24 protein-coding genes and 2 tRNA genes are annotated in these 25,678 nt (G+C 37.1%); 9 read left to right on the top strand and 17 right to left on the bottom strand.

Annotated elements, in window-relative coordinates; translation table 11 throughout:
• Positions 1-2: 2 nt before the first annotated feature.
• Genes AC13DP_RS05520 through AC13DP_RS05540 form a run of 5 tightly spaced genes read left to right on the top strand, consistent with a single transcriptional unit; the run spans position 3 to position 4,175 of the window.
• A complete protein-coding gene (locus tag AC13DP_RS05520) occupies positions 3-716 on the top strand; it encodes a 16S rRNA (uracil(1498)-N(3))-methyltransferase (RefSeq protein ID WP_228251436.1) in 714 nt (237 codons plus the stop codon).
• A gap of 4 nt (positions 717-720) precedes the next feature.
• Entirely contained in the window at positions 721-1,368 is a 648-nt protein-coding gene (locus AC13DP_RS05525; protein WP_347407689.1) for a DUF4159 domain-containing protein, read from the top strand.
• Positions 1,358-1,876, top strand: a complete 519-nt coding sequence (locus AC13DP_RS05530) for a TrmH family RNA methyltransferase (RefSeq protein WP_233421300.1) — start codon at positions 1,358-1,360, stop codon at positions 1,874-1,876. Before AC13DP_RS05525 ends, AC13DP_RS05530 begins: the two co-directional genes overlap by 11 nt.
• A gap of 24 nt (positions 1,877-1,900) precedes the next feature.
• Positions 1,901-2,989, top strand: coding sequence for an AI-2E family transporter (locus tag AC13DP_RS05535; protein ID WP_347407688.1), 1,089 nt, complete (start codon positions 1,901-1,903; stop codon positions 2,987-2,989).
• 10 nt (positions 2,990-2,999) lie between these two features.
• Entirely contained in the window at positions 3,000-4,175 is a 1,176-nt protein-coding gene (locus AC13DP_RS05540; RefSeq protein WP_483067415.1) for a THUMP-like domain-containing protein, read from the top strand.
• A 105-nt stretch (positions 4,176-4,280) separates the two neighbouring features.
• Here AC13DP_RS05540 and flxY read toward each other — a convergent pair whose 3' ends face one another.
• The 17 genes from flxY to flxA all read right to left on the bottom strand — a co-directional run bounded on the left by flxY (position 4,281) and on the right by flxA (position 22,038).
• Positions 4,281-5,555, bottom strand: a complete 1,275-nt coding sequence (gene flxY / locus AC13DP_RS05545; protein ID WP_347407685.1) for a flexirubin biosynthesis putative acyl-CoA ligase FlxY — start codon at positions 5,553-5,555, stop codon at positions 4,281-4,283.
• Positions 5,556-7,211, bottom strand: coding sequence for a C45 family autoproteolytic acyltransferase/hydrolase (locus tag AC13DP_RS05550; protein ID WP_347407684.1), 1,656 nt, complete (start codon positions 7,209-7,211; stop codon positions 5,556-5,558). It lies immediately after the preceding gene.
• Between the two features lies 1 nt (position 7,212).
• Positions 7,213-10,194 carry an MMPL family transporter gene (locus AC13DP_RS05555; RefSeq protein WP_483067416.1) on the bottom strand — a complete coding sequence of 994 codons (2,982 nt, stop codon included), beginning with the start codon at positions 10,192-10,194 and terminating at the stop codon, positions 7,213-7,215.
• Positions 10,195-11,406, bottom strand: coding sequence for a DUF2062 domain-containing protein (locus AC13DP_RS05560; RefSeq protein WP_228251430.1), 1,212 nt, complete (start codon positions 11,404-11,406; stop codon positions 10,195-10,197).
• 310 nt (positions 11,407-11,716) lie between these two features.
• Positions 11,717-12,082: an ApeI family dehydratase gene (locus AC13DP_RS05565; RefSeq protein WP_228251429.1), complete on the bottom strand. Its 366-nt coding sequence runs from the start codon at positions 12,080-12,082 to the stop codon at positions 11,717-11,719.
• A gap of 176 nt (positions 12,083-12,258) precedes the next feature.
• The gene (gene lolA2 / locus AC13DP_RS05570) at positions 12,259-12,882 is read right to left on the bottom strand and encodes a flexirubin biosynthesis/transport protein LolA2 (RefSeq protein ID WP_228251428.1); all 624 of its coding nucleotides are present in this window, start codon (positions 12,880-12,882) and stop codon (positions 12,259-12,261) included.
• Positions 12,869-13,615 carry a polysaccharide deacetylase family protein gene (locus AC13DP_RS05575; RefSeq protein WP_228251427.1) on the bottom strand — a complete coding sequence of 249 codons (747 nt, stop codon included), beginning with the start codon at positions 13,613-13,615 and terminating at the stop codon, positions 12,869-12,871. Before AC13DP_RS05575 ends, lolA2 begins: the two co-directional genes overlap by 14 nt.
• A gap of 20 nt (positions 13,616-13,635) precedes the next feature.
• On the bottom strand, positions 13,636-14,700 hold the full coding sequence (locus tag AC13DP_RS05580) for a beta-ketoacyl synthase N-terminal-like domain-containing protein (protein WP_228251426.1): 1,065 nt from the start codon (positions 14,698-14,700) through the stop codon (positions 13,636-13,638).
• Complete coding sequence (locus tag AC13DP_RS05585; RefSeq protein WP_228251425.1) at positions 14,693-15,874, bottom strand: beta-ketoacyl-[acyl-carrier-protein] synthase family protein; 1,182 nt, start codon at positions 15,872-15,874, stop codon at positions 14,693-14,695. Before AC13DP_RS05585 ends, AC13DP_RS05580 begins: the two co-directional genes overlap by 8 nt.
• Before the next feature lie 3 nt (positions 15,875-15,877).
• Positions 15,878-16,135, bottom strand: a complete 258-nt coding sequence (locus AC13DP_RS05590; RefSeq protein WP_013072188.1) for a phosphopantetheine-binding protein — start codon at positions 16,133-16,135, stop codon at positions 15,878-15,880.
• The gene (locus tag AC13DP_RS05595; RefSeq protein ID WP_228251424.1) at positions 16,128-16,727 is read right to left on the bottom strand and encodes a 3-oxoacyl-ACP synthase; all 600 of its coding nucleotides are present in this window, start codon (positions 16,725-16,727) and stop codon (positions 16,128-16,130) included. Before AC13DP_RS05595 ends, AC13DP_RS05590 begins: the two co-directional genes overlap by 8 nt.
• Entirely contained in the window at positions 16,720-17,874 is a 1,155-nt protein-coding gene (locus AC13DP_RS05600; protein ID WP_228251423.1) for a beta-ketoacyl-[acyl-carrier-protein] synthase family protein, read from the bottom strand. Before AC13DP_RS05600 ends, AC13DP_RS05595 begins: the two co-directional genes overlap by 8 nt.
• Positions 17,874-18,290, bottom strand: a complete 417-nt coding sequence (locus tag AC13DP_RS05605; protein WP_013072191.1) for an acyl-CoA thioesterase — start codon at positions 18,288-18,290, stop codon at positions 17,874-17,876. The genes AC13DP_RS05600 and AC13DP_RS05605 overlap by 1 nt, the downstream gene beginning before the upstream one ends.
• 140 nt (positions 18,291-18,430) lie before the next feature.
• Entirely contained in the window at positions 18,431-18,880 is a 450-nt protein-coding gene (locus tag AC13DP_RS05610) for a hotdog family protein (RefSeq protein ID WP_228251422.1), read from the bottom strand.
• 9 nt (positions 18,881-18,889) lie between these two features.
• Entirely contained in the window at positions 18,890-19,768 is an 879-nt protein-coding gene (locus AC13DP_RS05615; protein WP_228251421.1) for an LpxL/LpxP family acyltransferase, read from the bottom strand.
• Positions 19,769-19,771: 3 nt separating this feature from the next.
• Positions 19,772-20,503 carry a flexirubin biosynthesis SDR family reductase FlxB gene (flxB, locus tag AC13DP_RS05620; RefSeq protein ID WP_228251420.1) on the bottom strand — a complete coding sequence of 244 codons (732 nt, stop codon included), beginning with the start codon at positions 20,501-20,503 and terminating at the stop codon, positions 19,772-19,774.
• On the bottom strand, positions 20,500-22,038 hold the full coding sequence (gene flxA, locus AC13DP_RS05625; RefSeq protein ID WP_249602066.1) for a flexirubin biosynthesis tyrosine ammonia-lyase FlxA: 1,539 nt from the start codon (positions 22,036-22,038) through the stop codon (positions 20,500-20,502). Before flxA ends, flxB begins: the two co-directional genes overlap by 4 nt.
• 182 nt (positions 22,039-22,220) lie before the next feature.
• On the opposite strand from flxA, the gene AC13DP_RS05630 reads away from it, so the two are divergent.
• From AC13DP_RS05630 to AC13DP_RS05645, 4 genes are all read left to right on the top strand, one after another.
• Positions 22,221-23,450, top strand: coding sequence for an NAD(P)/FAD-dependent oxidoreductase (locus AC13DP_RS05630; RefSeq protein WP_483067441.1), 1,230 nt, complete (start codon positions 22,221-22,223; stop codon positions 23,448-23,450).
• A gap of 171 nt (positions 23,451-23,621) precedes the next feature.
• Positions 23,622-23,704 (top strand) — tRNA-Ser (locus tag AC13DP_RS05635).
• A gap of 35 nt (positions 23,705-23,739) precedes the next feature.
• Positions 23,740-23,814 (top strand) — tRNA-Pro (locus tag AC13DP_RS05640).
• A 248-nt stretch (positions 23,815-24,062) separates the two neighbouring features.
• Positions 24,063-25,307: a site-specific integrase gene (locus tag AC13DP_RS05645; RefSeq protein WP_008615538.1), complete on the top strand. Its 1,245-nt coding sequence runs from the start codon at positions 24,063-24,065 to the stop codon at positions 25,305-25,307.
• Positions 25,308-25,678 lie beyond the last annotated feature (371 nt).

The raw sequence follows: 25,678 nt of genomic DNA on the forward strand, positions 1-25,678 counted from the left end.
ACATGCAACTATTTTTTCAGCCAGATATCGAGGAATCTGCTCAGCAAATTGTTTTTAGCAGAGAAGAAAGTAAGCATATCATAAAAGTATTACGACGTAGCGAGGGAGCTTTATTAAAAGTCACTAATGGTAAAGGTCTACTTTTTACAGCACAGATCATTAATGCAGATATAAAGCAATGCGTTGCTAAAATTATTGATACCGAAAAACAGGCAAAACCAAACTACTGGCTTCATCTGGCCGTCGCCCCAACTAAAATGAACGACCGGTACGAATGGTTTTTAGAAAAAGCTACTGAAATTGGTGTAGACGAAATTACGCCGGTTATCTGCGAGCATTCTGAACGTAAGGTGGTAAAACTGGACCGCTACGAGCGTGTTTTACAAAGTGCAATGAAGCAATCCCTACATTTTAGGATGCCTAAATTAAACGAACCTGTCGATTTTACAGCCTTTATAGAAAAACAGTTTAAAGCTGAAAAATTTATCGCTCACTGCGAAGACGATCAGCCAAGAGTCTTACTACAACACGCAGCCACAGCAGCAGCCGATACCTTAATTTTAATCGGACCGGAAGGAGACTTTTCTCCTGAAGAAATTAGGCTGGCACTAACCAATAAATTTTCGCCCGTAAGCCTTGGCAGCAGCCGTTTGCGTACCGAAACAGCAGCCATTGTAGCCTGTCACACAATAAACTTACTAAACGAAACTAAATAAACTTATGCTAAAAAAGTGCATTTTTATCTTCATTTTTATCTTTGGAATTCATGGGATGAATGCCCAAAAGATTGCACTTTTAAAATATAATGGTGGTGGCGATTGGTATGCTAATCCTACCGCTCTGCCCAATCTTATCGATTTTTGTAATACACATATCGCTACCAGCCTGGATCAAAAACCGGTCACGGTAACTCCCGGCGGTCCCGAAATTTTTATGTATCCTTTTGTTCATATGACGGGGCATGGTAATGTTGTATTTTCTGAAAGTGAAGCGGAAAACCTTAGAAATTACCTTTTAGGCGGTGGATTTTTGCATATCGATGATAATTATGGGATGCGGCAATATTTGACTACAGCCCTTAAAACAGTTTTTCCTGAAAAAGAATTACAGGAACTGCCCGCTTCACATCCCATCTTCCATTCCCAATTCGAATTTAGTAAGGGCTTACCCAAAATACATGAGCACGACGGGAAACGACCCCAGGCGTTTGGTATTTTTGACAATGGTAGATTAGTGTTGCTTTTTACATTTGAAAGTGATCTTGGGGATGGCTGGGAAAATGAGGAAGTACATCATGACCCCGAAGAAGTCCGCCTAAAAGCATTACAAATGGGTGCTAATATTATAAAATATGCCTTTGAAAACTAAAATGCAGCTTACTCATTCCCAAAATAAATTCAGTAATAAAAAGTTTCCGGTAACCCTGGTACTGGACCACATTTCAGGAGAAGCGAACATAGGCAGTATCTTTAGGTTAAGTGATGCTTTTCATGTTGAAGAAATTATTTTCTGTGGTACCGAGCCCAATTTAAATAGCAATCGGTTAAAAAAGACTTCCAGAAGTACGCACGAATATGTGAAATTTCAGTTTTCGGAAAATCCTACCGCAATTATCAAGGGTAAAAAAGCCGAAGCTTATAGCATCATTGCACTCGAAATTACCCAAAATAGTGTGCCAATTCAGCAGTTAGAATTAAAACCCTCAGAAAAGGTAGTACTTATTGCCGGTCATGAAAATTTTGGAATTTCAGAAGACTTGTTAAGGCTATGCGACAGCATTGTGCATATTCCTATGTTTGGGAATAATAGCAGCATGAATGTTGCCCAGGCTATAGGAATTTCTCTTTATGAAATCACAAAATGCTTGATTCCTTAATTAAGAAAATCCTATATTTAGCCTGTGAATGCTAAAGAACTTTCTTACGGAATTTTAAGAGCCGCAGGTATCGCACTGGGAATCATGCTAATGCTGTTTTTCCTTTACGAAATCCAGTCGGTTATTGTTTATATTGCAGTTGCTGCAATTATCTCGCTAATCGGGCGACCGGTAGTTATCTTTCTACGCCAACGTCTCAAAATACCTAACCAGATAGCGGTAATTATCGTTTTATTACTGGTTTTGGCAATTTTTGTAGGCATTATTTTGGTATTTGTTCCCATTGTCATTGAACAGAGCCAATATTTGGGGCGTATTGATATCGAAGCTTTTAAAAGTGATCTTAATGACCTAAACGGGCAGATTAATGATTACCTAGGAGTAGAAGAAATCAATATTATAGAAAGCTTAAAAGAAAGTCAGTTTATTCGTAGTCTGGATGTGAGCCTTATTCCAAAGTTTTTAAATAATGTATTCGGAATTTTAGGGGCTACCATTGTTGCTTTGTTTTCAGTAATTTTTATCTCCTTTTTTCTATTAAAGGACAGTAAATTAATGCTAAACAGTATTCTGGTTTTTGCCAACCGTGGAAAAGAGCAAAAATTTGTGCGTGTATTTAACAAAATTAAGATCCTGCTTTCCAGATACTTTGTGGGATTAACCATGCAGATTACGGTATTGTTTATTTTATATATGATTTTGCTGACCTTGTTTGAAGTAAATAATCCGGTAGCCATCGCATTTATTTGTGCCTTTTTAAATCTTGTTCCCTATTTAGGGCCTGTTTTCGCCGGAATTTTAATGGCATTGTTTGTGATTTCCAGTAATCTGGGAGCCGATTTCCAGGCTATTATTCTTCCAAAGCTAATCTATGTCATATTAGGGTATGCGATTTGCCAGGTAATCGACAACCTTATTTCTCAACCTATGATTTTTGGTGCCAGTGTGAAGTCACATCCGTTAGAAATTTTCCTAATTATTTTAATTGCCGGACTGGTTTTTGGAATTGTGGGAATGGTCGTTGCCGTACCGGTATATACCGCGATAAAAGTAATAGCAAAAGAATCGTTAAGCGATTATAAAATCGTGAAAAGACTAACCAGAGATTTATAATTCCGGTATTATGAATATCGAACTTTTAACTCCAGAAGTTCAACAGTTTGTTACTGAAAATTTAAGGGCAGATGTTTCCGCATTGGTGCTAAAAGGAAGTCCTTTTGAAAACATATCTTCTGCGGAATTGGCCACACAACTGGCAGGAAGAAAAACCGCCGAAAGAAAGTTCCCTGTTTGGTTCAATAACGAACATATTTTATATCCACCAAAATTAAACCTGGAACAAACCTCCTCTCAAATAACTGCGGAATACAAAGCTTCCCTGGTTTCTGGCAAACGTTTAGCCGACCTAACCGGTGGTTTTGGTATCGATAGCTATTTTTTTTCAAAAAAGACAGGAGAAGTCTTCTATAACGAATTAAATAAAGACCTGGCTGCAATCGCAAGACATAATTTTAAAGCTTTAGAAGCGAACAATATCAACGTAAATAGTGATGATGGTTTAGAGTTTTTAAAATCTACTGAAATTGAATTGGACTGGATTTACCTGGATCCCGCCAGAAGGGACGATTATGGTGGTAAAGTTTTTCGCCTGACTGATTGTACCCCGGATGTTACTCAAAACCTTCCACTACTTTTTGAGAAATCAGAGCATATTTTAATAAAAACTTCGCCTTTACTCGATCTAAAATTAGGTATTTCTGATCTCGATTTTGTAGCTGAAATTCATATCGTGGCGATAGAAAATGAAGTTAAAGAATTGCTTTGGCTTTTAAAGAAAGGCAACACTTCAGCTTTAAAAATTATCACTAAAAACTTCACAAAAAAAGAAGAGCAGACGTTTACTACTTCGTTTGATGAAAGTGAACGTGCGAATATTGGTCCTCCTGAGGCTTATCTCTATGAACCCAACGCTGCCATAATGAAAAGTCAGTTATTTGGTAAGCTTGCTATGGAATTTCAACTAAAAAAACTTCATCAAAACTCACATCTTTTTACTTCAGAAGAAAACATGAGTTTTCCAGGGAGAAAATTTAAAATTACTGATATACTAGCTTTTGGATCTAAAGATTTAAAGAAAAGATTTAAGTCGAAAAAAGCGAATATCAGCACCCGTAATTTCCCTCTAGATGTAGAAAGTATTCGAAAGAAATATAAGATCAGGGATGGCGGAATTGATTATTTGTTTTTCACTACAAACCTTAAAGAAGAAAAGATTGTACTGGTTTGTGAGAAAGTATAAATAAGAAGTAAAAAATTGAACGCAACCTTTTTCTTTCTTTTTGATCTAACTTAAAACCTACAATTTAAGTCAGTTTGGAGCACATGTAGGGATAGGATATCAGTTCTAAATTGATCTTAAGTCGTGAAAAATAACTGGCTTTCGGCTTTCTTTTGGAAATTTTTTCTGAAATACTACTGAAGCCGATAATTGCTGAATCTCAAGCTTAATTTGTAATTGGTCTCGTAATTTTAATTGAATTTCCAAAGGACTTAATTTAACTTCCTCTGAAATTTTCAAGATCACTAAATCATTGCCAAATTCATCATTTTTAGCTTCGATAATATAATCTGAAATTCCCAGAGTATTCATCGCTTCCTGAATATGTTGAGGATAAAGCGAAGTTCCCTTAATCTTCAACATTTGCTTTTTACGCCCAAGGACGGATCCAATTCTACCAGAAGTTCGTCCGCAGATGCAATTCTCTTCAATTCTCATCACCATATCTCCCGTCGCATATCTAATTAAAGGCATACTTTCTACCTGTAACGGGGTCACCACCAACTCCCCTGCTTCACCATTTTCAACAGGATTCCCGTTTTCATCGAGAATTTCAGTATAGATAAGGTTGGGCAAAATATGATTCCCTTTATGTAATTCACATTCAGTAAAAGCTGTAGCCATTTCGGTGGAAGCATACGTTGAAAACAGCTCCACATCCCACAAATCCTTAATTCTTTTTCGTAAAGCCGAATCTTCCAGTTTTTCATTTAGTAAGGATTCGCCTATACAAATCACGCCTTTGACTGATGAACTTCGATAATCAATAGCATTTTGCTGGGCAAAATCGATAAGTTTTAGCAAAAAGGAAGGCACCGCTACCAAATATTTAGGCTTAAAACGTTGAATACTGTCCCATTGTAACCCCGGTAATCCACTTCCTGTTCTCACTATTCCGGCACCTAGTTTCCGCAGGCCTAAATAATAGGCCATTCCGGCCATAAACCGGCGATCTAAAGTGGTCGTGATTTGTACCACATCATTTTTAGTCACTCCGGCAATCATAAAAGACTCATACTCATTATAGGTTAATCGTTGTAAATCGGCTTCGTTCAGCATGAAATTTACAGGATTTCCCAATGTACCAGAAGTTGTTACATGATCAATTATTTCAGTATAATCTACCGCTAAAAAATCTAAATTTTGCTGTTGTAGATGTTCTTTGGTAGTGATCGGAATTCGACGAAAATCGGCTTCAGTTTTTATCGTGCTAACCTGGATATCATTTGCTTTAAAAAGCCTTTGATAAAATAGCGATTTTCTAGAAGCATATTCTAAATGCTGTTTTACCAGTTGCCATTGCTGTTGATTCGATAATTCTGGAGAAAGAAAGTCTTTCATTTAAAGTTTCCTGTAAGATTTTTTCAGTAATTTTTCAAGATGCTCTTTATCCTGGAGGGTGGTCACCTCTCTAACTAAGGCCTGCTTAAAATCGATAATCGCCTGCTTATAATTCCCTTCACGGTAATAGTATTGCCCGCTTAAATAATAAGCCTGCCAAAAATAAGGGTTTAAGTGCTTTAAGGCTTCAGCATCTTTGGTATCGATTGGGTTTTCATCTTCTAAATCCTGAATAAATTGCTCCCTTAATTTTCGATATGCTTCGTAATTTTTATAATTTCTAGTCTGTAAAAAGTCAGATGCCGGAATTACTTCTTCTGCATTCATTACACTTCCGGAAACGTTTCCTTTTTCAAATTCCGTAAAAACATGATCCAGGTCGTAAGAAATAAAGGCACCCATTTGATACGGATTTGCAGAAAGCCAGACCTTTTTCTCTTCAGGTTTAAAAACAATCCCATGGTGCGCCAGTAATTGATTAATTGCTTTTTCGTTGCCGTAACCAATTTTTTTATCATCCACCCCTTTTCTATTCCGAAGGATCTCAACTGCTTTTTGGGGTGTTAATTGATCAGTTTCATTAACTAATTGCATCATACGCTCAAAGCGATATTGCGAATGACTCTCTTTAATGGTTTTCTTATTTCTTTTATCCTCCTGATAAGCGGAACTCTGAAAATGATTGCTACAAATTAACTGATTAGAATTTTCGACTTCATAAATCCCAAAGTTTTTAGGACTCACTTCTATTAAAATTGCTTTATGATCTTTGGCACTACCTACCATAATGGACTCTGAAACAAAAACTTCTCGCTTTTTAGCGATTGCAATTGCTTCTTCCAAATTAGACGCATGTTGAATAATTTCTCTGGATACCAGTGTAATGGGATCTTTTGCCAGCATAGGTATTTTGGACTTTCCGGCGTTTATGGTGACCGTGATACCTTCAGCATTCATTCCGCTTACCGCACCTATCATTCCTCCCCAGGTATACATCATGAATTTATGACCATCATCCGGATTTACAAAGGCGACCATTTTCTGATTCGAAAATTCTTCTCCGGCATAAAAGTCAAAATTACGTCCCAAAAGCAATTTTCCATCGCTTGTTTTTTCATCCCAGGCGGCAAAACTGGTACAACCTACCAACATTAAATCCTGTAAGGCATGACCAATATCGTGCGCCCCGTGGAAGTACAACATACGAAGATAAGCCGGTGCGAATTCATCGTATTTTTTAAGTCCGAATCTCGATACGCCATAAATTTCCTGTTTATATGCTTCTGGAACATATAAATACATTTTACGGTTAAACCAGGAAACAAGCTTTTTAAGGAAATTGCGATAGCCTTCAGAAGGAATCATTTCATTGATTTTTCCCATAAACGCATTTTCCTGATGATGGATAAGATCTTGCGTTAATGCTCCATTAGCGAGTCCTAATTCTAAAGCATCTCCTTCAATATACAGTTCCCAAACACCATATTTATTCTGGAAAAGATTGTTTTTTCCTAATGTATAATGAGTATCGCTAATTTTGGTTCTAATCGTATCGACCGCTGAAATCCCGGAAATATCCGGCTGATCCTGATAGGATTTTTTGATTCCGCAGGAAAAAAGCAAAAGCACACCAAATAATGTAAAAAACTTCTTCATTTTATTCACGCTCAAACACTAAAATTCCGCTTTGTCTATAGGTGATTTCAAAATTCGCATCTAATAACCACTGGGTATTCAGATCGTGATGTAGCACAATTACTTTTTTCCCAAATTGATTAATAATTTTCTTCATTTCTTCAAGATCTATTAATTCATGATCCGGAATAATAAAAGTCGAACAGGTTTTGGCCTCTGCAATGGCAGTGGTAAATTTTAAAAACTCATGCGTGCTTCTAAAACAATTTCTGGCAATTGTTATCGCTTCTTCTGAGATTTCGTAACCCGTTACCTTAGAATTTGGATTTATATAACTTAGATAAATAGGAAAAACACCAATCCCTGAATAGAAAAAGAAAACGCACTCCCCTTTTTCTATAAAATTAGACACTCTTAAATAGGATTCTTTTTTTTCGGTAAATTCAGCTTTCGCCTGGGTATAAACAGGTTTATACCGATAATTATCCAGTACGGCATCCTGATAATACAGATCCTGCTTATAATAAATTTTACTACGGATGAAACTTCGAATCTTGCTAAACCGAAATGGCGGCAAACCTTTCTTACGCCGATTAATAAAAAGAATATTAAACAACCATACCTGGATCACGAAAGCTACTAAAACAGCTGAAAGAACACCGATAATCGAAACGCTGGAAACCGACCGTAAAGCAGGGTGTTTGGCAAAAATCAAAGCTCCAATCCCCAGCAATGTGGTAATTACCGAGATTAAAATAGAGGTTTGATAGGTTGTAAGCTCACTCTTACCGGTTTGATATTCCTTTAAACAGGCATTGGTAATAAAGATACTGTAATCAAGCCCCAGACCAAAAACAAAAGTAGAAATGATAATATTTAAAATATTAAATTCTATTCCAAAAGCGCCCATAATCCCAAGGGCAATAATCCAGGTAATCCCGATGGGGAATAGTGTTAAAAGACTAATTTCAAGATTTTGGTAAGCAATTAAAAGGATCATAAAAACCGCCAAAATCGAAAACCCGATCAATTGATTAAAGTCGTTCTTCAAATTCCCTAAAAATCCTTCATTGATCCGCTCCCGGTCGATAATCAACATATGATCCAGATGATCAAATTGTGCAGTAAATTCCTGAGAAGGCACATCTCCCAAATTTACCGTTGTAGTTACCGTGGCAAAATCTTCACTAATCGAAATAAAATCGTTTAAATAAAGATTGGTAGTTTTCTGATAATCATTTAATTGCAGGTTTTTAAAATCTTTATTTAATAAGTGATAAAAATCCTTAAAACTTGCCGGTTTAAAGCCATATTTAGCAGACTCTGACAGGATTTTATTTTTAAGCGCTGAAGTATCCCTGGAATCCCAAAAATCCTTCCACTCCTGTATTTTTTTATTTTGAGTTTGCGTGGATAAGACTACCCCGCCAATACTACTATAGCTATTTAACCGGTGCTCTGTATTAAAATTTTTAAGCCTTTGGTAAACTTTAGAATTTTCCTGTAAGGCTTCATCGATCGTATTCCCGTAGCTTACCAAATACAAAGTTTTACCATTACTATTCGCAATATTCTGTATTTTTTGTTCAGCTTTTTTAATGGTTTCAGGCTGAAAGTTAATTTTACTCAGATCATTATTAAACTTCACTTTGGTGAAAAAAAACAATCCCAGCACAAACAATAACACGACACTAAAAAATAAAGGTTTAATTCTAAAAAACTGTATTGCAGCCAGTTTATCTAAAAAGGTATTTTTAGGTGTTTCGGTAATGCGTTTTCCGTAGAGTAAAGGAATTAAAAGTAAGGCCAAAAAAGCGGCAATGATCACGCTTATTGCCGCAAACATCCCAAGATCATTAAGCGCATCGCTGTTTACGAAAAGAAGACAGAGAAAGGCGGTAGCGGTTGTAAGACTACTCATTAAAACGGGAGTGGTTACTTCCCGGTAAAGCTGTGAAACATCGCGATTATTTCGATAATGTGTTAAAATATGAAGTCCGTAATCCAGTGTTATTCCCAGTAAGATCGAACCAATCCCTATGGAAATCGCCGAGATACTGCCTTTAAAAATATATAAAATCGCTATTGCGGTGAGCGCAGCGATAATTCCCGGAATAAAAAGAATTAATGGCACATAAATTTTGCGGTAAAAAAAGATGAGTAAAATCAACAATATCGAGATAGCGATACTTATGGTGATTTGTACGTCTTTTTTAATCTGATTAGCATTAGCAAGGGAATACAACACCCCGCCAAAAAAATCACCTTTTACATTCTTGAATTCTAAATTTAACTGCTGCTGAATTTCTTTTAATTCGGATATAAATTCATTGTTCTTATTGGTTTCTGAAGCCGGTAAGGTTGGCGTTATAAACAATAAAAGGTGCTTTTTATCCTTTGTAAGTAAGTAATTATTATACAACAGATAATTATCTCCTATTTGAAGTTCACGTAATTTTTCCAGTCCAATAGGTCCTAAGCTCAAAGGATCCTGAAATATAAAATTTTTGGTAACAATCCCGGTTGGGGAAATAATGCTACGATAATCTTCTTTTATCTGCTTGGCAATTGCAGTATCTGATAGCTTTTCTTTAATCTCCCTATAATCCTTTTCATTTAGAAAGAAAGGTAAATTCTGATAGACAAAATTATAAATTTCACGAACGCCTTCATCAGGAACTTTTCCCTGTATATTTTCAATAAAACCGGGTAATTTGGTGTGTACCGAATCTATAAATCTTTCCGCATAGGCTGTTAAATCCTGTGGTTGTTCTTCTTCTGAAGATATAGTAACGATTATTTTATCCGAAAATTCGGTTTCATTTAATATACGTTTTAAAACATCCTGGTCTTTCCCTGCTGGAATCAAACCGGTCACATCTTCTTCTAATGCTACTTTTGAAGCCAGAAATCCCACTCCCGCCACAAAAGCCAGTAGTAGTAAAATTCCCGGCAATTTATTTTGCTGAAAAAAACGATAGGATTTTAGAAAAAACTGATGCATTTAAGATTTTATGATCTGCTTTTGATTTAAAACCGAAAATAACAAATAAAACACAATCCAAACCAGTATTGAAGCAGTAATTGCCAATACTAAACTTCCTAAAACATATTGCCCAAGGCCTAGAAAAACATCGGTGGTAGAGCTAATGTGCTGCAGTTTTAAGCTCCAGTCCCAACCTTTTCCCGTAACCAATGAGCCTGTTTGAAAACTTACATAAACAATAATCGGAATAAAAGGCGGTATACTTATATTGGAGAATAAGAAGGCGGTAACCTTATTTACTTTTAAAAATGCGGCTAATACAAAAACCAAAAAAGTATGTACGCCCCAAAATGGTGATAAGCCCACAAAAATGCCCAAAGCTATGGCTGTTGCTTTTTTTGCCGGACTTTCATTACTTTTTACAATATCTTCTTTCCAGAATTTTTTAAAGCCTTTTTGTTTAAAATCACGGTATTTATTTCGGGGATGGATCCAGAAAAAACTCACCAGCACAAACCACATATAGAGCAAAACGATCCTTACGATATCCCAGAAAGGCCGGAAATGACTTACACGGTTTTTCTGATCGTAAAGTACTTTTATCGGTACATTTTTCACATCGATTTTTCGCCAGGTGGCTTTTACGATAGTTTCGATTTCAAACTCAAATTTCCAGGTATAAAAAGTAATGGAATTCATCACCTTTACAGGATATAGGCGGTAACCACTTTGGGTATCGTGAAGCTGAAAACCGGTAACCACCAGGTACCAGTAACTGGAGAAATCATTTCCGGTAGCACTTACCCCGGGCACCCCATCGCTTCCCATGTTACGATCTCCAATTAGAAGAATCTCTTTGTCTCCAGGATTTCTTTTTTCTAATTCCGATAAAAACACATCAAGATCGTCCGGGTAATGCTGCCCGTCAGAATCTATAGTAATTGCATAGTCGTAACCTAGCTCTTCGGCAATCTTAAATCCTTTTTTAAGCACCTTACCTTTACCCCTGTTCTTTTGAAAATTACGTACTTCGATTTGGGTAAAATGCTGTAATATTTCTCTGGTGTTATCAGTACTTCCGTCGTTTAAAACAATAATCTGGTTGGTATAAACCATCAATCCCTCTACTACTGAAGCTAAGGTGCGTTCATTATTGTAAGTAGGAACTAAAACACAGCAATTTAAAGCCTTAAATCGGTTTTGATAGACGCCGGAAGTATTCAAATTCATTTTTTTGCTTGCTGCAAAAGTATTAATTTAAACTACCTAAACATAAGAGTTTTATTAATAATCGAGATTAAAGGCTCCGGTACTTCTATAGCTTAATTTCCTTTCATAAACTAAAGAGGCTGGGTAAAATCTTTGTAAAGACGTTATACCTAAATTTCATATTGGTAGCATTTCGATACAAATTTTCTTGAAAAATTTACGCAATGATCTAAAACGTCTGTAATGATCAGAATCAATGTATTAGAAATTAAAAAATTATAACCAATAATTATTTCTTGATCCTTAGGTTGCTTATCTGGTTATTAAACTCTTAAACAGCCTTATAAAAGGCGCTGAATTTTAAGGCTAAAGCTTCATTCTGCCGTGCAATTCCGCGCACTTTTATGATTCCATCTTCCTCAGTGATATGAGATTCCAATATCAGATGATCACAGGTATTGGGGTCGACCACCGCCATAAATTTCACATTATTCGCATGTTGTAATGCTAATGATTTACCGGTACGCCGTTCAGCTTCCTCCTTAAAAAGCTGCATTAAAATTACACCGGGAGTAACCGGCCGTTCGGGAAAATGTCCTGCGTATAAGGGATGTGTTTTCTCAATGGAAAGTTTAGTAATAAATGTATCTTCTTGTTGTGAAGATTCTAAGACTGTATAAAAATCTTTAAGCAGCATAAAGGGAATTTAATGCCGACTAAAATACTGAAATACTTTAATAAAGTGTCAGGAATTACTTGATATACGAAGAATCGAAGCTTATTTTAAATGATTCCAAAAAACCTTGCTAAGAAATTCGGTATAAAAAGTGTAATTTGAAAGGAATGCTAAGGTCTAAACCCCACATCAACACCTTATGGCTGAAAAACAGCGGCTTTTATAGGTTTGTTGATATGCCAGTTCTTAAATATGATTAAGGTATAATCTCCGGTATCTTCCTGAAGTTTCACAGATTGCAGCATTTGATCTTCAGAAAAACTCATAATCACTTTCTCGAACATATCAGCCATACTTTTATTTTTAGGCGTAATTACAGCTTCAACCACGTTCTTTTTTTTACGATATTCCACATCAAAATTGGCATCGTCCTGTAATAGTTTTCCGTTAAGGCTTCCCGTGATAAGATCACCAAGTTTCGCAAAGAGTTTGTTGGCACTCATATCCTGTCTGCTTTTTTGACCATCATCATCGATATACAAAAAATCATTTTTAAAAAGTAAGGAGTATGGGAAAGGTTTGGTATACTGCCATTTTATGATATCAGGCGACTTATAATAGATTTTGCCATGAGAAGAGGCTTCTGCATCCATCATTTTCATCACTTTGGTCTGCTCAAACTCTCCATAAAGGCTTTTGGCCGATTCCATTTTTTCAGTAAGCTTTGATGGTGATGATTTTAAGTTCACACTGGTAAAATTTTGCTGCTGAGCAAAAACTCCAAAACTCCAGAAAAACAGGATAAAACTAAATATACGCATGGATTTTAAATAATTGATCGGGCCGTATTGCCTGATATTCATTCGATTCAAAGTGTATCAACAATTGTTCCAAGATAGTTACGGTTTGTTCCTTATTATCATGCAATAAAATTACATCTCCCGGTTGTAGTTTACGCTTTACGCGATGTACAATTTTGGTTTCATTATTTAAAATCGCATCATAAGTACGAAGGTTCCAACCAATTACCCGGTGCCCTGTTTTTTGTATAGCCCGTTTGGTTTTTGGATTGATGATCCCAAAAGGCGGTCTGAAAAAATGAAGGTTTAAACCGGTGATATCGTTTGCCACAATATTACAGGCATCAATTTCTCTCGCTATACTCTTGGAAGAAATAAACCCCATTTTTCGGGTATGTGAATAGGTATGATTTCCTATGGTATGACCTCTTTTTATAATTTCCTGAACAATTTCGGGATGCTTTTCCATTTGCTTACCAATACAAAAAAAGCAGGCTTTCGCATCATATTTATCCAGTAGTTCCAGGATGTGCGGGGTAACTTGGGTTGGACCATCATCAAAAGTTAAGCACACTTCTTTTTTCGGATGTTTTTTTTGATGATGGTATCCTTTTACAAACACATTCCATCGAATATTGGTAGAAATAGTGATTAAAAACACAGGATACAAGATTGCCAATACCGCTATGGGCCAAAGTGGTAAGCCGTTAATACCGGTATACATCGCCACAGCGATCAATAAGATCCAGATCAAGAAATTTATAATACAGAATTTCAAAGACTTCGGAGCAAGGTTAGACTATGATTTTTCCCAAGATACTGATTATAAACTAAAATCGAGGTTGGTTGTTTTAAGGGTAGATTATTCAATTTTAATTGCTGCGGAATTTCTTTTCTTTTTAGGATTTCAGCACCAAGCCAGCAGGCATAAGCGGTAACGGTATTATAATCACCTACCCAATTTTTATAGCCTAGCTGAAGCGTATTTTTAAATAGATCTTCCTGAAGTTGTTGATAATAATGATCGTACCTTGTATCCCCATTATTGCCTAAAATCACTACATCAAGCTCATCGATTTTCAAATCATTTTTCTTTAAAAACCAGCTAATTTCTTCCTGAAGCTTTTCTTCTGAAATATTTCTGTAAATCATACAATCAGAAATTTCAGCAAAAGAATCCTGTGTTCTTATTTCTGAAAGTAAAAAAAATGCAGCGCCTTCAGAAGTTATGGTCCCTTCCGACGAAGATTGTAGAATTTTAGCTGTATTTATTTCGCCAGCTTTTAACTGTCCGTCTAAATTATAAAAAGGGGTACTTATTCTTGCAATTTCATCTACACCACCTACCAAAACACAACGTGTACCCATCTCTTCCGTAAATTGAAGTTTCGCGTCGATTAAGGCTGATTCGAAAGATGCGCTATTCTGCGTATACGTCATATTATAACCGGTACATTTTAAATCGAGTGCAATTTGCCCGCCCACGGTGTTGTGCGTACTCTGGATAAAAGCTGTTGGCGTTAAAAAACTTTCATTTTCATCTAAAATATTCTCCAAAAACTTTTCGGTATCCTGTTTGCAGCCTTCTCCGGTTCCTACAATAATGCTGTCGGGAACATCTACTCCTGCTTCATTTAAAGCTCGCTTAGCGGTTACCAGCCCCATTTTTATGGCCTTCGACATTCGGCGAAGCATCATGGGTTTAATATATTCTTTATAATTTACTGAAGTTGCCGGAAATATATTTTCGCTGAACGATTGCAGGTTTTCAGTAAACAGATCCTCTTCCGTTTGGGCTGCGATGCTAGCCATTCCGTTAATGTACATTTTTCTACTCATCTTTACTGAATATTAAAGATGTACAGTTGCCGCCAAAACCAAAAGAATTAGATAACACATGCTGAATTTTAGTCGATTGTAACTCGGTTACCGGTCGTAATCTGGTATCACTAATAGCCGAGTTAAAATTAAGATTGGGATAAATTTGCTGATGTTTTATCGCCAGCAAACTAAACACAGCCTCGATCGCACCGGCTGCTGCCAGCGTATGGCCGGTAAAAGATTTTGTACTGCTAAAAGCCGGCATTTCTTTAAAAATACGGATTAAAGCCCGGCTTTCTGAGAGATCGTTATTTTGTGTAGCCGTACCATGTGCATTGATATAATCGATATGGTGCGGGTTTAAGTTGGCTGTTTCCAGAGCTTTTTGCATGGCAAGATAAGCACCTTCCCCATTTTCTGAAGAGGCGGTTTGATGAAAAGCATCATTGGCATTTCCATAACCGGAAACATAGCCTAAAACTTCTTTATTCTTAGCAAAGTCTGCCGATTCCAATACCAGATATGCTGCGGCTTCTCCCAGGTTTAGTCCTTTTCGTTCGCTATCAAAAGGTTTCGGAAAATCTTCCGAATAAATCATTAAGGAATTAAAACCATTTAGTGTAAATCTTGAAAGACAATCGGTTCCCCCCACAATAACCTGATCCAGGCGACCAGATTGTATAAGCCTGGCACCCAACATAACGGCATTTGCAGCAGATGAGCATGCCGTGCTAATCGTGGTAACATAATTATCAATCCCAAAATAACCGGCGATCTGTTCAGTGGTAAATCCCGGATGCTGTGCCTGTATAAACCTTCGATTGGCCGGATTGCTTTCATATTCCCGATAAAACCGCTCGGTCATATCCATACCACCAACACTGTTCCCGTTTACAAATCCAATATTTGTAAAATCTTCTATTTTAGCATTTTGAAGCGCTTCTTTTAAAGCTATAGTTCCTAATAATGCCGCACGGGTAAACGCATGATTTTTATCCAAATTCAATGCATCAGCAAGATCACTATTAGTAGATTTAATCTCCCCAATAGGTAAATTTTGATGAACTGTTTCCAGGATTTCAGGATGTGAAAGTCCGTGTTTTCCATGAATTAGCGAGCGGTGATTTTCCTCCAGATTTTTTCCTATAGCAGAAAAAATACCCATTCCGGTTACGGCAACGCTCCTACTCATATTTTATTTTGTACGGTTCGCTTCAATAAAATCTGCCATTTTATTGATACTTTCAAAAATTTCCCGGCCTTTTTTAGGATCGGTAAGTTTGATACCGTAATCTTTTTCCAGTAAAACGATAAGTTCTAAAGCATCGATGGAATCTAAGCCAAGCCCGTCACCAAATAGCGGTTCGTCATTTTCTATATCGCTCACCTCCATGTCTTCCAGGTTTAGCTGTTCTATGATACTGGCTTTTAACTCGGTATGCAAATCAGTCATAATCGGCATCGTATATTTTGCGTATTTGTTCTTCAGTAATTTCTTTTTTGTGAGATTCTGAACTTAGCCACAAAAATACATCATATTCAACATTGTGCAAGTTTAACCAGGCACAAAGCACTTTATTTGCTTTTGCAGATTCGATTAACTGCGCAGAATAATCGATCAATAATTTTGCATTAAACTCATCTTCAATAAAAAAGACATTTTCGCTTTTTAATCCAAACCGGATACTAATTTCTCCCAAAACAATATTGGGCAGGGTATAAACAAAAAGTGAAGGGGAAGGAAAATTTTTTATAGATTCCTGGTAATTTTGGTCACTGGCTAAACTAGAGCTGTTATTACTAAAAACAAGAGCGGTATCTTCTGAAATTTCAGCCTCTTCTTTCATTACGATTTCTGAAGCGATAAACCCCAACTTCGAAAGTCGGTCCATTTTATGGAATTTGGGATATTTTATATTTAAAAACTTAAAAGCAGCTTTTAAAAAGCTCGCAATATCTGCTTCCGAAGCAAATACCACTTCGCCATCAACAATGATTTTTCCATCTTTAATTCGCACCCAGTGATCTACACTTAGATTATTCATTTTCTCCTCCTTTTTTAAAGACCATCGCCAAATTACAGCCACCAAACCCTGAAGCTGTTTTTAAAACATAATCCAGGTTTATCGAATTTTGATAAGCGGTAACCACATTTATTTGTTTTGAAACACCTAGTTTATTAAAATGAAGACTAGGGTAAATTTCGTTATTCAGCATCATGTGTTTACATAAAATAGATTCGATTAAAGCCGATGCTCCTAAGGTATGTCCATAATAAGCTTTTACGCTATGTAGCGGAGTGGCTCCCAAATCGCTTCGAGTAATGGCAATCGCTTCCATCTCATCATTATATAGCGTTGCGGTACCATGCGTAGCGACCGCTTTAATTGCTTCAGAAGAAATCCCGGCTTCTTTAAGCGAATTCTGAATACTTTTAAACAAACCTTCACCGGTTCTTGACGGGCCAGAGATATGATTGGCATCATTGGCCGAAGCATCACCTGCTAAACTGATAGTAACCGAATCTTTTTTTGGGGTGTCACTCACCAGCATGGCAGCGGCAGCTTCACCAAGGTTAATGCCGTTTCGATCTTTGGAAAAAGGTTTACAGGCGGTTTCACTAAGCGCCTGAAAAGAATTAAAACCGGTAACGATAAACTTTGATAGCATATCACCCCCAACCACAACAGCCTTATTAAATTTCCCGGCATTGATCATTTTCTTGGCAACTGCAAGGGCCAAACCTCCAGAAATACAGGCATTAGACACCACAATAGGTTTTAGGCCAAACCCAAAAAAGTCTTTAATAATTTCGCCCAAATTGGATAATAACAAGCGCTCTTTTTTAAAAACACCCAAGTCTTCTAAAAGATGAACATTTCCTTTGGTGGTTGACACGATAAGTCCGGTTTCCATCCGGTTCAAATCCGGATTTTTAATCAGAATTTGGTGAACCGCCAACAGCATCATTTGCTCCAGTTTTGTAAAGGCTTTGGGATCACCAATGGCAGAAAAAGCTTCCGCCAGTACTTCTGAATTTACCACTCCGGCACAAATTGGAGTATCCAGAAACTCACTTTTATCAAATTTCTGTAAACCGGTAGTGCCGCTTCTTAGATGTTTCAGATTTTCTGAAGTGGTACAACCAAGCGGCGAAATTATGCAATCTTCATGTAAGTAAAGGTTCTTCATCAAATCAGCCCCATTTTCTTTTTCCAATCTAGAAAAAATGAAGGATTATTCCATACTAACGCTCCATTTTCATCTACAAAAACCTGAACCGTTTCCCCGGTACAGATCAATTGACTGTCTTTAAAAATCCGGTATTGATAAATGATTTTAGCTGATGCAGTAGGAACAAATGTCGTTTCGACCATAAATTCGTCACCGTATTTTAAAGGTAGCTTATGCTCACAGGAAGATTTTACGATAGGCGTTGCAAAGCCATTGGCTTTCGCGTCTAAATACGAAATATGGTGTCTGCGGGCAAAATCTTCGCGACCTTCTTCAAAATATTTCAGATAGTTGCCATGCCAGACAATTTGTAAAGAATCACACTCGCTAAAACGCACCTTTAATTGAGTTTGTATGTTTAATTCTTTATTCATTTAAGTAACATTGATCATAAACTTCCGGGCAAGTCTAAAAAGGAGGATTTTGAAAAGAATTTTATAGCTTCGAAGCCTCGCGGTAATGAAAGCAACGGGTAATGATAACAACGGGATCATCTGATTACCCCCTTAAAGCTTTAATCTACCGTTACGGTTTTCATTTCTGAAGTAGCGATCACCTGCTCGTTTTTATCTAAGGTTTTTGCCGTTACCAGGGTCACCTTCATTACTTCATGCAAAATTTCGACATGCGTGGTCAGTTCTTCCCCTGCTTTTGGTAATCTAAAGATTTCAACCGATTTGATCGCGCCTATAAACCCGGTTTGTGGTTTTTCCAGTCCGCTGATATAGCCCTGATAGCCGCGGTGCAGCGACATACTTTGTGCCATGTGCTCTATAAGGCCTGGTTCAGAAAAAATACCATTATCCACCAGGATATTATCATCCGGCACGAGGAAGCCCGTGATTCCGGTAAGTTTCGTATAATCATGCAACTTATCCACCATAACAAATGGTGGTTTCTGCGGAATTAATTTTATAATTTCCTGTGGATCTAAAATAGGAGCCTGAAGTAATTTTTCTGCCATAAAAATTGATTAGCTAAAATCGTTCCAATAATCGTAAAAATTATACCATTGATGTGGATAGGTTTTGACCATTTTTTCAAGATTTTCAAGATACGCTTTTAAAACTTCTTTTGGGGTATTTTTTTCGGGAATATAAGGCCTGGCATAAAAATGATAATGAAAATTTCGTTCGCGCATGATATGTACAAACAATACCGGAATATCATTTCTTACACCTAATTTAAAGGGGCCTTGTGGAAATTTAGCTTTAGCCCCCAGAAAATCAGCTTCCCAGGTTTTGGCTTCCTCCATATACCGATCTGCCGCAAATACCAAGAGCTCATTATTTTTTAGCGCCTGGTTCATTTTAAAAATATGGGATAAATCTTTTTGAAGCACGATAATTTTCACCGCCGATTTGCCGGTAACCGACTCCATATAATTTTTGATGTTTTCATGTTCAAAATCGCTAATCACCAGATTGATCACAGCGCTGGTATGCTGCTCGTCAAAAAAATGCTTTGCCAAATTAAAATTACCGATATGTGCAGTAAGCAGGATACCACCGCTATTTAATTTTCGAAGATTTTCAATATGTTCTATCCCATCAAAATCGAAGCTATAGCGTTCTTTCATTCCGGCCGTAATCAATACCCTATCTAATTGAACTTTCCCGTATTTGAAATAACTTTTGTATACATTTATAAAAGCACTGAACCCGGAGAATCCTAATCTTCTGCGGAAATAGTAATAGATGCTTCGGGTAGAGCTTGGTGCAAAGATGAAGAAATACAACGTGATAAAAATCAATAAAAAATAGGCCGGATATACCCCAAACGTCCGAATAATAAATACATATATTCGAATGCTTAAAAGCGTTCCGCGTGATTTTCCACTCCAACCTGCCATGGGTTATGAATATAATCCACCGTTGATATTAATGACTTCGCCCGTAATATACGATGCTTTTTTTGAGGCCAGAAAACTTACCAGCTCCGCAACTTCTTCAGCTTCTCCGAAACGTTGTAACGGAATCATTTTCTTTAATTCTTTTTCATCGAAATCGGCCGTCATATCTGAAGTTATAAATCCCGGTGCCACGGCATTTACCGTAACTTTACGTTTGCCGATTTCCTGCGCTAAAGCTTTTGTTGCAGCGATTATCGCGCCTTTTGCTGCCGAATAGTTTACCTGTCCCGGATTTCCTTTTACTCCCGATAAAGACACGATATTGATAATCCTGCCGTATCGTTTTTGCAGCATACTTTTTACAAACTGCTGGGTAACATTGTAAAATCCGTTTAAAGAGGTGTTGATCACCGAATGCCAATCGTCTTCTCCCATCCACATAAACAGTCCGTCTTTAGTGATTCCGGCATTATTTACAATAACTTCAACGACTGCTTCAGGATTCGATTTTTGCCAGTTTCCAAGGACATTCTTAGTCGCTTTGGCATCCGCAACATCAAAAGCTAAAAGTTCGCATTTTACATGGTTTTCTTCAATAATTTTAGCGGTAACTTTAGCCGCCTGGGTATTGGAATGATAATTCAGTAAAATATGATAGCCTAAATCCTGCGCCAGCTTTATGGCGATTGCTTTTCCTATGCCGCGGGAACCTCCTGTAACTAAAGCGTATTTCATTTATAAACGTCGTTTTCTTTTAAAGACTTTGTAACCTCCTTTATCGTTGCATATAACGGAAAATCATGTTGTTTTTTCAAAACTATTTTATCCTGAAATTGCTTAAAAACAGCCTTCGATCGTTCACTAAAGCCCTCTAAATCATCAATATATTTTATACCCTGTATAATCGCCATCATTTCTATCGCCAGTACCTGATAAGCATTATCGATCACCGTTTTAGTCATCGTTGCAGCATTGGTGCCCATACTTACGATATCCTGATTGTCATTATTATTCGGGATGCTATGCACATACATGCTATTAGAAAGCGTTTGATTTTCTGCTGTGGTGGAGACTGCGGTAAATTGTGCGCCTTGCAGACCAAAATTAAGTCCCAAGGTACCCAAATTGACAAATGGCGGGAATATTTCGTTGAGTTTGCTATTTAGCAGGTAATTTAACTGCCGCTCGGCCAACATCGATAATCGTGTAATGACCAGTTTTAATTTATCCATTTCCAGCGAGATAAAATCGCCGTGAAAATTTCCGCCGTGATAGACCATTTGCTTTTCTACGGAAACAATGGGGTTATCGTTAGCTGAATTTACTTCGTCCATCAAAATCTTTTCCGCAGCATTAATCGTGTTTAAAACCGGTCCCAGTATCTGTGGGATACAACGTAAACTATAATATTCCTGAACTTTCTCTGAAAAAATAGCTTCCGTATTCGACGAATCTCGATAGAGATGATCCTGTCGATTTTTAATGCGTTTACTATCCTTTAAGTGCTTCCGCATCATTTCAGCAATGCTATGCTGACTTTCATGTACTTTCGAAGCATTTAATTCTGCCGAAAAATGATCTGAATAGGCCGCCACTAATTCATTAAGCATTGAAGAACAACAAACCGACCATTCCAGTAATCGTCTGGCGTGAATTATATTTACAATTCCAATCCCCGTCATTACAGAAGTGCCGTTGATCAAGGCCAGGCCTTCACGTAATTTAATTTGGATAGGTTTAATATGTAACTTTTCAAAAACCGATATTGTTGATTTTCGCTCACCTTTATAAAAAACCTCGCCTTCACCGATAAGTACCAGGGCCAGGTGTGCCAGTTGCACTAAATCTCCCGAAGCCCCTACTCCACCATGTTCGAATATAAGTGGGGTAATATCCTGATTGATAAGCTGCTGCATGGTTTCTAAAACCGAGGTATGAACCCCGGAATATCCTAGTGAAAGCGTATGTAAACGCGCCAACATCGAGGCTTTAACATATAATGGGGCTATAGGTTTTCCGGTCCCTGAAGCATGACTTCTAATTAAATTATACTGTAATTGCAGGCGATCTTCGTCTTTTATTCGATACTGGGCCATCGGGCCAAAACCGGTATTTACTCCGTAAATCACTTTATCTTTCGCGAATTCCTGAAGAAAATGAAATGAATTTTCCGCTTTTTGCCGAATTTCGTTCGAAATTTCAAGTTTTTGGTTTTCAAACAAAACCTTTTGAAAATCAACTAATTTTAATGGAGCTTTGATGCTAAGCATAGTATTTAGAATAGATGTCACCGTATTGGTTAATCCGCAAATGTACTATATTTACTCGATAATCGAGATGAAATGCGCTGCGGCTTGCCTCGAATTAAAAACAATTTTATAATAAATGCTTCATGAATTTATGCTGAGCAGTTTATTACGAACGCTAATAAATTCCGTCTATTTCGAAAATGATGAAAAGAGAATTTACTGATATCCTAATCATTGGTGCCGGGCCATCGGGAATGGTTTCTGCCGGTTATCTTCAGCAACATAATGTTCAACTCAAAGTGGTCGAAAAACAACAATTCCCAAGGTTTAGCATTGGCGAAAGTTTGATTCCGCGTTGTATGGATAATTTTGCTGAAGCCGGCTTACTGGAAATTATCGAAAAACATGGATTTCAGAAAAAATTTGGGGCTCGTTTTATCAAAGATGATAAAGTGGGAGAATTTGATTTTAGTCAGAAATTCGGTGAAGGTTGGGATTGGACCTGGCAGGTGCCCAGAGCCGATTTTGATCATGTCTTAGCAAAAGAAATACAGTTTCGTGGCGTGGATATAGCTTTTGAAACCGAAGTTACTGCCGCAGATTTTAGTAACGAAAATCCCGTAATCACGATCCAGCATAAAGACGGAAAACAATCTGAAATCGAAGCAAAATTTGTGATCGATAGTAGTGGTTTTGGCCGCGTATTGCCAAAGTTATTGGATTTAGAACAGGCTTCTACGCTAGAATCTCACTCGTCTGTGTTCACTCATATCCAAGAAACGAATCGGCCCCAAGGGAAAGAAGGTGAATTGATCACTTTTGAGGTTTTAGAGACCCAAGTTTGGTTTTGGTATATCCCCTTCTCTAACGGAAAAACAAGTTTAGGTTTTGTGGCGCCAACTGAATGGTTTGATCAATTTGATAAAGATCCCGAAGTTAGCCTTACACAAATGATCTCAAAATTAAACTATTATAAAGGCAGATTTGATAATTATCCATTGGAGTTTATTCCGAAGAACATCAAACACATCGCTAAAAGCGTTAAATGTCTTTACGGAGATAAATTTGCTTTGACGGGTAATAGTGCCGAATTTTTAGATCCTGTATTTTCCTCTGGCGTTAGTTTTGCGACCGAATCCGGGCTTAGAGCCGCTAAACTTGCCTTAAAAGAGCTAAATGGCCAGCAACCAGACTGGCAAGCTGATTATGCCGAGTATATGAAGGAAGGTATTGCCGTTTTTTCCAGTTATGTAAGAGACTGGTATAATGGTGATTTACAGGATATTTTCTTTCATAAGTCTCATAATCCCGAGTTTAAGCGACAAATTTGTGCGGTTTTAGCGGGTTATGTTTGGAATACGGACAATCCATTTGTCAAAAAACACGAGCGCATTATCGGTGCGGTGGCAAAATTTATACAACTTGAAAATTGATAAATTTTTATTGAATTTTAACTTACTGATAAAAAGAATCTTAAGGCCAAAATGAACGAAAGTGCCGAAAAATAAAGAGAAAAAAGCGACAAAAGGTTTGCAGGCTTCGTAAGTTTGATATACATTTGCAACCGCAAAAATGCTTGCGAAACGTTCTTTTTAAGACTAAACGGAGAGGTGGCAGAGTGGTAATGCAGCAGCCTGCTAAGCTGTCATCCTTTTTGGATGCCTGGGTTCGAATCCCAGTCTCTCCGCTTCATCGCGTCCAAGTCGCGATTCATAAATAACTCGGGGTGTAGCGTAGCCCGGTCATCGCGCCTGCTTTGGGAGCAGGAGGTCGCAGGTTCGAATCCTGCCACCCCGACTTTAACAAGTTATATTTTAACATAATTAAAGGGTAATTATATGGTTTTCATATAGTTGCCCTTTCTTTTTTGCTCAAATTTTAACAAACAGTGTTAAATTTTATGTGAGTTCACCGTGAGTTCACTGGGAATTTGTGAGTTTATCGTGAGTTATTTTTTTGTATTTTTAGCTTACCGATACTCCATAATTGCGTATTGGTAGTTTGACTTTCGCCTTAATTAATTGTTTCATTAAAATAACATAACGATGCGTACCAGTCAAACCTTTTCCATTTCTTTTTTTATTCGCAAAAAGAAAAAGCAACCAGCCTTAGCCCTCCTCTATGCCCGAATCACCGTTAACGGTAAATCATTAGAAATAAGTTTAAAACGAACTATTCCGGTAGACAAGTGGAACCAATCAGCCAGTAAACTTACCGGTAACACTTCTGAAAGTCGGCAGATCAATAAAAAGATTGATGAAACCAAAGCGCAATTATATAAAACCTATGATAGCCTTTTAAAAGAAGGACTGCTGGTAACCACACAAACAGTCAAAGCTAGATACCTGGGTAGTGACCAGCAACATTATACGCTTACCTATTTGATTAACTATCACAAAGAAAAGATGGATAAGGTGTTAAAATATGGTACCATGAAAAATTATACGACTACGGAAAATTACCTAAAAGATTATTTAAAAGCCCAGCATCATACTTCAGATGTTTATCTAAAGCAAATTGATTACCAGTTTACCCTGGGATTTGAAAGTTATTTACGTGTTTTGCCGGGCCTTCAAAATAATGGAGTAATGAAGCATATGGAGCGGTTCAAAAAACTAATGCGCCTGGCCGAACATTTAGATTGGATTGAAAAGAACCCCACCAAAAGGTTCAAGCTACGCTTTGATCAGGTGGATATGGTTTATTTAAACAAGACCGAGCTGGAAAAGATCAAAAACGAAGAGTTTGAAAAACCGGTATTAACTATTAACCGGGATATTTTTGTTTTTGCCTGTTATACCGGGCTGGCTTATGCTGATGCCAAAGCCTTAAATAAAAACAATTTGCAAATTGGAGTGGATGGCAATAAATGGATTTATACCCGAAGGAGTAAAACGAATACTGCTGTGAGAGTTCCATTACTCGCAGAGGCGGAACGAATTCTAAAAAGATATAAGACTCATCCTAAAATAGACGGAACGGAAAAATTGCTACCGGTTTATTCCAACCAGAAAACCAACCAGTATTTAAAAGAAATAGCTAAAGAGGTGAAAATAAAAAAACAACTGAGTTTTCATACCGCCAGGCATACTTTTGCCACAACGATAACTTTAGCTAATGGCGTTCCCATAGAAACAGTTTCCAAGCTTTTAGGCCATACCAAATTATCCACTACACAGATCTATGCACGAGTAATTGATTCTAAAATTTCTAATGATATTGATAATTTAAGAGAAAAGTTGAACGATGAAAAAACAGAAATGGTAACAGACCGTACCTTTTATTTATAAACCTTTATTAATAGAGACTTTGTAATAGTCTTGTTTCAAGGTCACCAATTCGGATTCAAGTTTTTTGTTCAAATTTTGTTTTCAAATACTGAAGAAAGTAGAAACTACTTCTAAAATAGCTTATATCTTTATTTGTCGCAGAATTTCTTCGAAACTGGGTGGATCATTTCAGGTCTAGGAATTTTGATCAACCTATTAATAAAAATTAACCTATTTGATATCCTTAAAATCCTTTGTTTTTTCCATTTTAGCTTCTATTTACCGGAAGCCGTTGAGAGCAAAGTATTTGGTCATAAATTTATCACCAATCCAAATTTATCTTTTAAAAAACTTTTGTCCGTTATACTGAGAAACTTTGGGGGCTTTGATTC

The sequence above is a fragment of the Zunongwangia sp. L-65 genome (assembly GCF_056859415.1).